Genomic DNA, 12,161 nt, shown 5'->3' with positions numbered 1-12,161 from the left:
CTTTCTGGCGTTCACGGTGACCTTTGTGATCACCCGGGCCATCACGCGGCTGATTCGCGCGGGCCGAGGTCCCTTCCGGGACAACGTCTCCGGGGGCGTACACATTCATCACGCGGTGCCCGGGATCGTGCTGACCATCGTGGGGGCGTTCGTCTCGGTGGCGGCGGCGGGGCGTTCGCCGGCCGCCGAGATCAGCGCGATCATGATCGGTGTCGGTGCGTCGCTGGTGCTCGACGAGTTCGCGCTCATCCTGCACCTCAAGGACGTGTATTGGTCACGGGAGGGCCAACTCTCGGTCCAGGTGGTCTCGTTGACGGTGGCCGGACTCGGCATGGCGACGCTCGGTTTCAATCCGCTCGAGGATTCGAGTCTCGAACTGGGACCGGTCGTCTTGACGGCGAACCTGCCGATCAACATCGCCTGCCTGCTCTGCTGCATCGCCAAGGGCAAATACTCCACGGCTGTGGTCGGCGCGTTCGTGCCGCCGCTCGCCTGGGTCGGTGCGATCCGGTTGGCCCGGCCCGACTCGCCCTGGGCGCGTCGCCGCTACTCGGCGCCGAAACGAGAGGCCGCGCGTCGTCGGGCCGAGAAGTTCGACGCGCGGTACGGACGATGGGGAATGACTGTCGAGGACTGGGTGGCGGGGCGCCCGACCAAGACGGCCGATGAGCAGTCAGCGTCGGATCCCGAAGGCGTCACGAATGAGGGCGATGAAGGCTCGGGTCACCGCGCTGGCCTCGCTGCGCCACACAAAGCCGAGGACAGCCGGCTCGGTGATCTCGCGAATCGTCCGGCCGGTGATGTCGCGACGCCCGGAAACGATTGATTCACTGAGTATTCCGACGCCCAACCCGCCGGCGACGAGTTCGAGGATCGCGTCGGGTGAGGACGCCTCCATCGCCGGCCGGAAGGTGCGGGCGCCCCGATCGAAGGTCGTCCGGATTCCCGCGCCGCGGGGCAGGCAGATCAGGTGATGGGATCGGAGGTCGTCGAGCGACAGTTCGTCGCCTGACGCGGTGTGCTCGAGCGCCGGATGATTCGGCGGTGCCGCGGCCACCACCCGCTCCGAGAACACCGTCAGCGACTCGAGCGAGGGTGGCAGGTCACCGTCATGACCGGCGAGCGCGATGTCGAGGTCGCCGTTGCCGACGGCGCTGATCAGGTCCTCGGAGCCCTGCTCGGACAGCGAGATCTCGATCGCCGGATGGTCGCGGTGGAGTCGGCCGAGCGCAGCAAACAGCGGTTGCATGGTGCATCCGTCGACCATGCCGACCGCAAGACTGCCGCGCAGGAGGTCGTTGACGTCGGCCACCGACTGGGCCATCGCATCCGCCGACCGCAGGGACGCACGCGCCGCGGGTAGTGCAGCGGCGCCCGCATCGGTCAGCCGGACGCGACGCCCGGCGCGGTCGAACAGTGCCGCGCCGAGTTCCCGTTCGAGAGCCCGTATCTGCGCGCTGATGTTCGGCTGCGTGGTGTGGGTGCGCTGCGCCGCCGCGGTGAAACTGCCCGTGTCGGCCACCGCGGTGAAGTATTCGAGCTGCCGCAGTTCCATAACTGGAGATTATATGGAGAATCGAGAACATTACTTGGACTTCTTCTGGCTGACCGGGAAGCCTCGGAGGTGGAAGCAGAACATCGACACCAACACCAAGGAGTGATCACGATGACCGACAAAACCACATATGTTGCTCGTACGCCCGAGGACATCACCCGTCTCTTCGTCCAGTTCTCCAACGCCGGCGATGCCGACGCGGTCGCCCGGCTCTACCACGAGGACGCGGTGATGGCCTATCCACCTGGAAGCGTCACCGAGGGCCGGGCCGCCATCCGCGAACTCTGGGCATCGGTGCTTGAACACCGTCCGACCTTTGTGCCCGAAACCCCGCTCCCGACACTCTATTTCGGTGATGACCTGGCACTCACGTCGACACCACCGCGCGACGGTGCGGGCGCCCGGGCGCAGGTCGTGGCGCGCCTCGCCGACGGCTCGTGGGTGCGCGTCATCGACCAACCCGAGTTCGTGTCCACCGGCTCGGACCAACCCAATCGATAGCGCGCTACCGAATCACTAGACTGGTGCACGACGGCCGCACTTCTGCGGTCGTCGCCCCAGTTGAGGTGATGGCAGCGGAGGTGATGGCGGTGGTGGCCGATCAGGAGGCGGTGGCGGGCAGTATTGCCGCTGCAGATGATCCGTTGTCGCTCGAACGGCAGGTCTGTTTTGCCCTCGCGGTGGCCAATCGATCGGTTCTGCGGATCTACCGCCGACTGCTCGATCCGCTGGGACTCACCCACCCCCAATACCTGGTGATGCTGGCGCTGTGGGAGACCGACCCGCGCGCGGTCAAGGACATCGGAACCGCCCTGCAGCTCGACTCGGCGACGCTGTCGCCGCTGCTCAAGCGCCTTGAGTCGTCGGGGCTGATCGTCCGGCGTCGCCGCGGCGATGACGAGCGCAACGTCGACGTGGCACTCACCGACGACGGCAGGCACCTGCGGGAACAGGCGCTCGCGATTCCGCCCGCCGTGGTCGCGGAACTCGGCGTGGACCTGTCCGAACTCGAGGAACTGCATTCCGTGCTGACGCGGGTGAACGCCGCGGCACTGCGCGCCGAAGCGGCCCGCGACTGAACGGGTCACATCGCCACGTGGGTGTGATTGGCGTCATGCTAGCTTCGCAAGATCGGGGTATTCGCCCTGGGTGCGGAGGGGTGTGACGGTGAATCAGCGGACCGACGACCAACTCGAGGTGCGCGCGGTGACCGACGCCGATGAGGTGGCTGCCCGCATAGCGCCGCGACTGTCCCAGGATGGATCGCTCGTGGCGCAGTCGGCGCGGGTGTTGCCTGCCGGTGCAAGCCGAACCACCTTCCTCGTCGGTCTGAGCGGCGGCAGCACCGATGCGATCGAGAATGTCATCGTCCGGGCGGTTCCGTCGGCCCGAACCGGCGACGGCGGACTCGGGATCGAAGCCGCGGTGCTCGGTGCGGCCCACGCCGCCGGAGTGCCGGTCCCGCGGGTGCTCGACTCGGGGCTCGGCGCCGGCGAGAGTGTTCTCGGCTACCCGTACTTCGTGATGAACTTCGTTGTCGGAGAATCTATCCCGCGACGCATTCTGCGCGACGACGAGTACGCGACGGCTCGTGCTGGGTTTGTCGGGCAGGCCGGGGAGATCCTGGCCAGAATCCATCGGATGGACCGCAGCGGCTTGGGCGTTCTGCCGTCGATGCCGGACCCGCTGGCGGCGCTCGCCGGATTGTTCCCGAGGGAATGGGACGAGATGCCGGCCGGTTTGGTTCTCGCCGCCGGGTGGCTGGACCGCAATCGGCCGGAACCGTCGCCGGAGGTCACCGTGGTACACGGCGACTTCCGGTTGGGCAATCTGATGATCGACTCCGAAGGTATTGCTGCGGTGCTGGATTGGGAGCTGGCGCACGTCGGCGACCCGGTCGAGGATCTGGGGTGGCTGTGCGCCAAGGCGTGGCGATTCTCCGCACCGCAACCGGTGGCGGGGATGGGGCTGCGCGCCGAGTTGCTCGACGCCTACGAAGCCGAGGCCGGTTGGCGCCCGACCGACGCGGCACTGCGCTGGTGGGAACTGTTCGCGACCGTACGGTGGGGCCTCATCTGCGCGGTGCAGGCGAACCGGCACCTCGACGGCACTGAACGCTCCGTGGAGCTGGCGGCCATCGGAAGGCGGAGTGCGGAGCAGGAATTCGATGCGCTCCTCGATCTCGGCATCGTCGAACCCGAACGGGTCGCCGATCCCCTCGACGCTGCAGCTGCCGACCCGGAGCATCCATTCGGGGAGGATCCGTTCGGGCCGCCCGTTGCGCCCGAGTTGCTGGAGTCGGTCGCCGACTTCCTCCGGTCGGCACCCGTCACCGAGAACATGGCGCCGCACATCAGGTTTCACACCCGGGTCGCGGCCAACGTGCTCGACGTGGTGCGTCGCCAGTTGCTCACCGCGCCCGAATCGGTGCCGGCCAGTGCCGCCCGGTTGCGTGACCTCGGTGTCGCGAATCAGCGCGACCTCGTCGCGAAACTGCGCGACGGAACCCTCGACGGCGACAACCCGGACGTCCGCGCGGCGATCGCCGCCGACGTGCGTGCCCGGCTGATGGTGTCGAATCCGAAGTACTTCGCCGTGCCGCATCCCTGACGCCGGCGTTAATTGACCCGCAGAATCAACAACCCGATCAGGAGTCTTCCCAGTGGATTTCGCACTACCCGACCACCTGCGTGATTATCTCGACGAACTCGACGTCTTCATCGAAGCCGAGATCGTCCCGCTCGAGCAGGCAGACGACAACATCCGATTCTTCGATCATCGCCGCGAGGATGCGCGTACCGACTGGGAACGCGGCGGACTTCCCAATGCCGAATGGGAAGCGTTGCTGGGTGAAGCACGCCGACGCGCCGACGCGGCAGGACACTTCCGGTATCCGTTCCCGGCCGAATACGGCGGACGGGACGGTTCGAACCTGGCGATGGCCGTCATCCGCGAACACTTGGCCTCGAAGGGACTCGGCCTGCACTGCGATCTGCAGAACGAACACGCGATCGTCGGCAACAACATCGGCCTGCTGCTGATGCTGGCGTACGGTTCTCCCGAGCAGAAAGCCGAGTGGGTGGACGGCCTCGCCGCCGGAACCAAGTTCTTCGCGTTCGGCATCACCGAGCCGGATCACGGGTCGGACGCCACGTACATGGAGACCACAGCGGTCCGTGACGGCGACGACTGGATCATCAACGGCGAGAAGACCTGGAACACGGGAATCCATGTCGCGCACCGGGACATCATCTTCGCTCGCACGAGTGGGGAACCGGGCAACGCCCGCGGTATCACCGCGTTCCTCGTCGACCCGCATTCCGATGGGTTCACCGTCGACGAGTATCTGTGGACCTTCAACATGCCCACCGATCACGCGCACATCACCCTGCGTGACGTCCGCGTGCCCAACTCGGCGGTGTTCGGTGCCGAAGGGGCCGGCTTGCAGGTGGTTCAACACTTCTTCAACGAGAATCGGATTCGCCAGGCCGCGTCGAGTCTCGGTGCCGCGCAATACTGCGTCAATCGCGCGGTGGACTACGCCAACGAACGCGCCCCGTTCGGCAAGAAGCTGTCCACCAATCAGGCAATCCAGTTCCCGCTCGTCGACCTGCACACGCGGTGCGCGATGGTGCGCGCGCTGATCCGCGAGACCGCGTGGAAGATGGACACCTACGGGCCCTTCGCGGCGTCGGCCGAGGTGTCGATGTGCAACTACCAGGCCAATCGGCTGTGCTGCGACGCGGCGGATCAGGCGATGCAGGTGTTCGGCGGTCGGGGCTACTCCCGGCACGAGCCGTTCGAACACATCTACCGGCACCACCGTCGCTACCGCATCACCGAGGGCGCCGACGAGATCCAGATGCGCCGCGTCGCGGGCTATCTGTTCGGGTTCATGTCGAGCAAGGCACCCAAGGGAGTGTCGTAGGGTTGGGTCATGAAGTCGTCTGAATCACAGGGCCGGGGGTCACAGGACCGGGGGAACGCCCGATGATCGCGGCCATCGTCATCGGTGTCACGGTGATCGTGGCGCTCGTCATTCTGGGCGGTGCCGCCTGGTTCGCGTTCGATTCGGACAAACGCATCCGCAAGTTCGCGCGGTCGACCGATCTCATCCCGGGCAAGCCGAGTCGGGCGCCCGACTCGTGGGCCACCGATAACAGCCGGGAAGCGTTGCTGCACAGGCGTATCCGCTATGCCATCAACGACGTGCACAACAATCCGGGCATCGCGCACGACGACGAGCTGATCGCAGCGCGGGATCGGCTCGACGACGCCGTGTTCGCGCTCGACGATCGGCTCATCGCCGCTGCGGCAAGTGACGGCGAGGAGAAGACCGAAGCTCTCGACGCCGCGGAGTCCGCGATCAAGGTGCTCGAGGATCTCCCGGCCAAACTGTGGGAGGCGCCGAAGGAGCAACAGGCGCAGGACCTCGACCGGGTCACCTCGGCCTTGCGCCGCTGACGTCGGTCGGGCTGGTGAACGATCCCGACTCCCAGGCGTTGGAGCAGGATCCCTCGCGCCGTCACCTGGTGGTTCTGCCGTTGACAGCGGCGGTCGCCGGTGTGGCCGCCGGATTCGTGGGTGGCGCGTTTCGCTTGTTGCTCGAACACCTCGACACCTGGCGCGAGGACCTGGTGCGCTGGGCCGACGGGGCGGGAGCGCTTGCCTGGTGTGTACCCGTGGTGGTGGTCGCCTGCGGCGCGGCGTTGGGCGCGGCAACCACCCGATGGGTGCCGTTGGCGGCGGGCAGCGGGATTCAGCACGTCGAGGCGGTGGAACGCGGCGAGGCCGATCCTCCGCCGCTACGCGTGGTTCCGGCCCGTTTCGTCGGCGGCCTCGCCTCGATCGGGCTCGGCGGAATGGTGCTGGGCCGTGAAGGCCCGACCGTGCACATGGCCGCGGCCATCGGCGCCGCGACGGGGCGGCTGCTGCGGGCCGGTGCCGAGGACATTCGCACGCTGCAGACGACGCTGTCCGGCGCGGGTCTCGCGGTGGCGTTCAACGCCCCGGTCGCCGGCGGTCTGTTCGTGTTCGAGGAGATCCGACGCCGGGTGCGCGTCGTCGACGTCCTGGCGGTGTTGGCGGCGGTGGCATCGGCGGTCGGCTGCATGCGTCTGGTTCTCGGCGATCATCCGGACTTCGCGGTGCCGTCGGTCGACCGGCCGTCGCCCGCCGCGGTGCCGATCTTCGTCGTGTTCGGTGCGGTGGTCGGCGTCTGCGGAGTCGCCTACTCGCGGCTGACGGTCGTCTTGCTCGACGTCGTGGAGAAGATGACCGCGGTTCCGCGTGAGATCAAGGCGGCGGCGATCGGGTTGATCGTCGGCGGCGTGATGATGATCGAACCCCTCGTCGTCGGTGGCGGTGATGCCCTCACTCAGAAACTGTTGAGCGGGCACGGTTTTGCCCTGTCGACGGTGGTGATCTTTCTGGTGGTGCGCTTTGTCGCCGGGCCACTGTCGTATGCGGCCGCGACCCCGGGCGGGCTGTTTGCCCCCATGCTGGCGCTCGGTGCTCTGATGGGTTTGGTGGCCGGGCGCATCGTGGGGGTGTTCGACCCGGCGTTGGGCGACCAACTGACCCCCGCGCTGGTGCTCGTCGGTCTGTCCACTTTGTTCGCCGCGGTGGTGCAGGCGCCGTTCACCGGCATCGTGCTGGTCATCGAGATGACGTCGATCACCTCGGTGACGGTGCCGATGCTGGTCTCCGGCGTCGGTGCGGTGACCATTTCAGCGCTACTCCGAAACCCGCCGATCTACGACGAGCTACGGAAGCGGATGTTGGCTGGGCCGGGTGGTCGGTGACGTGTGACCCCACCGCTGCCTGAGCTGAGGTGCGAGCGAAGCGAGCCCTACCGCTCCCTGAGGTGCGAGCGAAGCGAGCCTCGAAGGGGCATGGTGAGACGACAATGGTCCTCTCACCAGGGGCTTCGAGGCTCGCAGGCTCGCACCTCAGCCGGCGGGAGGGGTATCGCCGGCGAGTTCGATCAGTGTGCGGACGGTGCGCAGGTTGCGGCCGGTGCCCGCGACTCCGAGCTTCTTGGCGATCACAGGGGCGGTGAGCTTCGACCGCCCCGCCCCTTCGCGGTACCGAATGTGCAGGTCGTTGCCGATGACTTTGACGTCGGTGTCGTCGTAGGGCGCCGCTTCGAACTCTTTGACCTTGGCGGCGGCGGGTTTTCCGGTGAGGCAGTAGAGGTAGGAGTACTTGTCGTCGACGACGTCGAACGGATGCGCGTCGAGCGCCCTCTGTAACTGTTCCGGCGTTCGGCTGATGACTTCGCGGAAGTATCCGAAGCGGTCTTCGATGGCCTTCTCCAGTGCGCGGTCGAAGGTGCTCGGCGCGCCCTTCGGCGTGCACAGCAGATTGCCCGACGCGATGTAGGTCGAGACATCGGTGGCGCCGAGTTCCTCTGCAATGGACCGCAATTCGGCCATGGGCAGCTTGGCGCCGCCGACGTTGACCGCACGAATCAGAACCACTCGCCTGGTCATTCGTGCTCCTCTGCCGGTCGGGTCGTCAGATCACGGTGGGCCGCGGCGGCGGGTCGGGTTCCGGCGGGCGCGGGGACGGGTCCGGAGTCGGCGGCGCAGGTGTGGGGATCGGCGGCTCGGCCGGGGGTTCGGGGATCGGCTCCGGTGCCGGGATCGGGTCCGGTGGGGGTTGTGGTGGGGGAACAGGCTGACTCATCGTCGTTCCTCTCGGCGCGCGGGCATTGGCGGCGCGGGCTCGGCCTGACCCCGACGCTACGCCTGCGTCGCTCCGTCGGCCACGACCACCGCAACCCCGGTGGTCAGCGAATCTTGGACAGATCGGTCCGGATCATCATGACGTTGTAGTCATCCCAGCGTGACGCCGCGAAGTACAGCATCTGTCCGGTCGAGCGCGGATGGATGTAAGGCGCGTAGAGGCCGTCGGTTTGCGATCGGGCGACGATGAGTCGTTCGCCGCTCCACGGGCCCACCGGGGACGGTGACGTGCGCAGCATGATGTTCCCGGCACGCTCGGTGAGCATCACGAACTTCCCGAGGTAGTTGTTGTAGGCGACCGTCGTCTCGCTCACCGGCTGGCGGATGATCGGGACCGCGGCGGCCGGATTGGGCGACCATCCGTTGCCGGCGAAGTACTCGTAGCGGTTCAGGTTCAGGATGTCGGCGGGCCGGACCCGTGCGATGAACGCCGCACCGTGCCGGCCATTGGGTGTGCCGTACTGGTAGACGTAGTCGCCGCTGCGCAGAAACGCACCCATCTGGAAGCGCCCGTGACCTGCCTGCACCTGCGGCATGCCCGGAATGCTGAGTTCGACGTTCGCGCGGATCGTGTTGTTGTTGGTCGTCCACGTCTGGCCGTTGTTGTACGACACCGCAATTGCCGAGAAGTTGGTCTCCCAGCGACCGGGTCCGGTCCACTTGTGGATCGACATGTAGTTCATGTACTGGACGCCGCCGATGGAGATGCCGCCGGTCGGGATCTTGCCGACCTCGGTGTTGCGCACCCCGATCGCGTTGAGCATCGGCTGGGCGAACGTCGGGTGCTGCGGTGTCACCGACGCTCCCGATCGCACCGATCCGGGGATGGCGTTCGGGAAGCTCATGCCCTTGTCGAGGTCGGCGGTGGGATTGCTGCGCAGCATCGTGTTGTGCCGCCAGACCATCTGCCCGGCGCATTTGCCCCAGGTGTCACCGAAGGCCATCAGGATCTGGCCGGAGCCGTTGTCCCACATCACGCCCACGTCGGTGGAAGTGATGGAGAAGCGCTTGTCGGTTCGGTTGGGGCTGCGCGGACCGGTGATCCACTGGATGGCCCGGCTGGGGCCCTTGAGCCGCGGCAGCGGACCTTGCGGCTTCTTGCCGTCTGCCCGGTAGCTGCCGAAGTCGAGGCTGCCCATGCCGAGCTGACTCGATCCGCTGCTTCCGGTGCTGCCGACGTCACCGCCGTGGAAGCCGGTGGCTGCACAGATCGATGCCTCGGCGGTGGGCGTCCCGACGACGACGCCGGTCAGGGCGAGCGCGCCGACCGTCGCGCCCGTGAGCGCCGACCGCAGAAGGCGCGGTCGGCGACGATCTGCCGCGCGGGGCAGCCAACCGGGTCGGAACATGGGAAAACCCCCTGTGAAGCCGTGACAGTTGTTGTCAGTGTTGCAGAAGTGATCACGGCGTGTGACCTCGGGAAGCCGGTCCGACATCCATGCGTGACCGTTTCCTGAGCATCTCGTGACCAGTCGCTGCATCCGTGACGGTACTTCGTTGCCCCGACCACCCCGACGGATACCGGGAAAAGAGTGCGTTGCGCGCGGTCAGGCTCTCGTCGCGACCGCGAAGGTACGCCGGAACGGCAAGACGGTGCCGGCTTCCTCGGGTACGAACTCTGCGGCGAGGCGTTCCCGCAGGTCGTCGGCGAAACGGGCGCGACTCTCGCCGTCGAGGGCCTGCAGGAAAGGTCGCAGACCGGTGCCGGAAATCCACTCGTACACCGGGTCGGGGCCATGCAACACATGCAGGTAGGTGGTCTCCCAGGCGTTGACGGTGAGTCCGCGCTGGGCGAAGAACGTCAGATAGTCATGCGGGGACACGGTCGGAAGACGCCGCACATCGTCGAGCTGCTCCCGGTACGGGTCGCTGCGCGCGAGTTCGTCGATGGTCCGGTGAGTGGCCGAGTCGGCGTTGTTGGGTACCTGAATGGCAAACGTGCCGCCGTCGGTGAGGCGTTCGAGCAGCCGGTCGATGACGTCGAACTGATCGGGAACCCACTGAAACGCCGCGTTGGAGACGAACAGGTCGGTGGGTCGTGACGGTGTCCAGGACACGAGGTCGGCGACGTCGTAGTTTGCCAGCGCGTCGGTGTTGTCCCCGATGGCGGTGTTGATCATCTCCGCGGAGGAGTCGACGCCCAGGATCTCGGCGCCTGGCCATCGTGCGCGGAGATGCTTGGTGAGATGGCCCGGACCGCAGCCGAGATCGACGATCGTCGACGGCTGGGTGGGAATCTGCGCGATCAGGTCGAGAAATGGGCGCGCGCGGTCGTCGGCGAACTGAAGGTAGCGAGTCGGATCCCAGACCGGCATGGTTCCGAGGGTAGCCGTGACCGGTGCCCGGCGGCATGTCGGAGGATGTTCGTCGCACCGACGATCGCAACGTTTGGCCCGGCGTCTACGCGCGCGTCGGCTTTTGCGTCCGCAGCGTTAAGGTGCAACAGTGACCGAATCGAACTCAGCTGGCGCGGCCGTTGTCGAGATCTCGACCGATGGCGCCTGTCTCGGTAATCCCGGACCGGGCGGCTGGGGAGCGGTCCTGCGGTATCGCGGCACCGAGAAGCGGATCTCCGGTGGTGAACCGGATTCGACGAACAACCGGATGGAGTTGACCGCCGCCATCGAGGGACTCGCGGCGTTGACCCGACCGTCGACCGTCGTGCTCTACACCGACTCGACCTATGTGCGTAACGGGATCATGAAGTGGGTCAAGGGCTGGCAGTCCAATGGCTGGAAGACCTCCGACAAGAAGCCGGTGAAGAACGCCGAGTTGTGGCGGCGGCTCGTCGACGAGGAGAAGCGGCACACCGTCGAATGGCGTTGGGTGAAGGGTCACGCCGGTGATCACTACAACGAGATCGCCGACGAACTGGCGACGTCGGCGGCCCGAGATGTCGCCGCGGGTGGCAGGGTGGCCGGCTGATGTCCCTCGCGGTGGCCATCGAGCCCGAGCGCGACGAGCACATCGTTGCGGCGGTCGAGAGCACTGGCGCGCAGGTGACCACGATCGACGAGGCGCGGGTTCTGGTGTGGATCGGCGGACCCGACGGGTTCCCCGAGCTGCCCGACCACATCGAGTGGGTCGCACTCAAGACCGCGGGCATCGAGGGATTTGTGCGTGCCGGCATCCTCGACGACCGTCGGCTCTGGACCAACGCGTCGGGCTTCTATGCCGAGAATGTCGCCGAACATGCACTGGCACTGTTGCTTTCCGGTCTTCGCCAGATCAACACGGCGGTGCTGCGGCATTGGGACCAGGCCATCGACCCCGCCGTTCGATCGCTGCATGGTTCGACGGTGACGATCGCCGGAGCGGGCGGGATCGGCGCGTCGCTGATTCCGCGACTGCGTGCGTGTGGTGCGCGGGTGATCGCGGTGAACCGGTCGGGTCGTGAGGTGGAGGGTGCCGACCGGACCGTGCCCACCAGCGAGATCGCGTCTGTGTGGCCGGATACCGACCATGTGGTGGTGGCTGCGCCGGCCACGCCCGAGACGCATCATCTGCTCGACGCCTCCGTGTTCGCGGCTCTGCCCTCGCACGCGTGGGTGGTCAACGTCGCTCGTGGTCCGCTCATCGACCAGGCTGCGCTGTACGACGCGCTCGTGGCCGGCGACATCGCCGGTGCGGCACTCGATGTCACCGATCCCGAGCCGCCGGCGCCCGATGATCCGCTGTGGTCGCTACCGAATGTGATCATCACTCCGCACGTCGCGAACCCGTCGTCGGGACTCACGCGCGAGCTGGCACCCTATGTGGCAGAGAATATTCGGCGATTCACTGCGGGTGACGAATTGCTGTCGGTGGTGTCCACCGAACGTGACTACTGAGGTGTTCCATGGTCGAGGCCCGATCGT

The 12,161-nt window shown here is 66.8% G+C and carries 13 protein-coding genes; 8 read left to right on the top strand and 5 right to left on the bottom strand.

Translation table 11 applies throughout. The features are described 5' to 3' along the window. Window positions 1-673 precede the first annotated feature (673 nt). Window positions 674-1,555, bottom strand: coding sequence for a LysR family transcriptional regulator (locus tag MKW15_RS00540; protein WP_240855080.1), 882 nt, complete (start codon window positions 1,553-1,555; stop codon window positions 674-676). A gap of 111 nt (window positions 1,556-1,666) precedes the next feature. Here MKW15_RS00540 and MKW15_RS00535 point away from each other — a divergent pair, with 111 nt between their 5' ends. The 6 genes from MKW15_RS00535 (at window position 1,667) to MKW15_RS00510 (ending at window position 7,359) form a co-directional block, all read left to right on the top strand. Further along, window positions 1,667-2,056: a YybH family protein gene (locus tag MKW15_RS00535; protein ID WP_240855079.1), complete on the top strand. Its 390-nt coding sequence runs from the start codon at window positions 1,667-1,669 to the stop codon at window positions 2,054-2,056. Window positions 2,057-2,139: 83 nt separating this feature from the next. After that, window positions 2,140-2,634: a MarR family winged helix-turn-helix transcriptional regulator gene (locus MKW15_RS00530; protein ID WP_240855552.1), complete on the top strand. Its 495-nt coding sequence runs from the start codon at window positions 2,140-2,142 to the stop codon at window positions 2,632-2,634. Window positions 2,635-2,722: 88 nt separating this feature from the next. Continuing rightward, complete coding sequence (locus MKW15_RS00525; protein WP_240855078.1) at window positions 2,723-4,165, top strand: phosphotransferase family protein; 1,443 nt, start codon at window positions 2,723-2,725, stop codon at window positions 4,163-4,165. 52 nt (window positions 4,166-4,217) lie between these two features. Next, window positions 4,218-5,483: an acyl-CoA dehydrogenase family protein gene (locus tag MKW15_RS00520; protein ID WP_240855077.1), complete on the top strand. Its 1,266-nt coding sequence runs from the start codon at window positions 4,218-4,220 to the stop codon at window positions 5,481-5,483. Window positions 5,484-5,545: 62 nt separating this feature from the next. Beyond that, window positions 5,546-6,019 (top strand): hypothetical protein, encoded by a 474-nt coding sequence (locus MKW15_RS00515; RefSeq protein ID WP_240855076.1) that lies wholly within the window; start codon window positions 5,546-5,548, stop codon window positions 6,017-6,019. A 14-nt stretch (window positions 6,020-6,033) separates the two neighbouring features. Next, the gene (locus MKW15_RS00510; protein ID WP_240855074.1) at window positions 6,034-7,359 is read left to right on the top strand and encodes a chloride channel protein; all 1,326 of its coding nucleotides are present in this window, start codon (window positions 6,034-6,036) and stop codon (window positions 7,357-7,359) included. 147 nt (window positions 7,360-7,506) lie between these two features. Here the strand turns inward: MKW15_RS00510 and MKW15_RS00505 are convergent, their stop codons facing one another. From MKW15_RS00505 to MKW15_RS00490, 4 genes are all read right to left on the bottom strand, one after another. Next, the gene (locus MKW15_RS00505) at window positions 7,507-8,049 is read right to left on the bottom strand and encodes a DUF1697 domain-containing protein (protein ID WP_240855070.1); all 543 of its coding nucleotides are present in this window, start codon (window positions 8,047-8,049) and stop codon (window positions 7,507-7,509) included. Window positions 8,050-8,074: 25 nt separating this feature from the next. Then, a complete protein-coding gene (locus MKW15_RS00500; protein WP_240855069.1) occupies window positions 8,075-8,245 on the bottom strand; it encodes a hypothetical protein in 171 nt (56 codons plus the stop codon). Window positions 8,246-8,348: 103 nt separating this feature from the next. Beyond that, window positions 8,349-9,653 carry a DUF4185 domain-containing protein gene (locus MKW15_RS00495; RefSeq protein WP_240855068.1) on the bottom strand — a complete coding sequence of 435 codons (1,305 nt, stop codon included), beginning with the start codon at window positions 9,651-9,653 and terminating at the stop codon, window positions 8,349-8,351. Between the two features lie 198 nt (window positions 9,654-9,851). Then, entirely contained in the window at window positions 9,852-10,619 is a 768-nt protein-coding gene (locus tag MKW15_RS00490) for a methyltransferase domain-containing protein (RefSeq protein ID WP_240855067.1), read from the bottom strand. Between the two features lie 130 nt (window positions 10,620-10,749). Here MKW15_RS00490 and rnhA point away from each other — a divergent pair, with 130 nt between their 5' ends. Both rnhA and MKW15_RS00480 read left to right on the top strand, forming a co-directional pair. Beyond that, window positions 10,750-11,229, top strand: coding sequence for a ribonuclease HI (rnhA, locus tag MKW15_RS00485; RefSeq protein WP_240855064.1), 480 nt, complete (start codon window positions 10,750-10,752; stop codon window positions 11,227-11,229). Continuing rightward, window positions 11,229-12,134, top strand: coding sequence for a D-isomer specific 2-hydroxyacid dehydrogenase family protein (locus tag MKW15_RS00480; RefSeq protein ID WP_374245756.1), 906 nt, complete (start codon window positions 11,229-11,231; stop codon window positions 12,132-12,134). Before rnhA ends, MKW15_RS00480 begins: the two co-directional genes overlap by 1 nt. The last annotated feature ends 27 nt before the right edge of the window (window positions 12,135-12,161 follow it).

This window comes from Gordonia gummivorans (assembly GCF_022513585.1).
In the GTDB taxonomy this organism is placed as follows: Bacteria; Actinomycetota; Actinomycetes; order Mycobacteriales; family Mycobacteriaceae; genus Gordonia.
The sequence above is the reverse complement of the archived record's forward strand: the minus strand, read 5'-3'. Positions and strand labels throughout refer to the sequence as shown.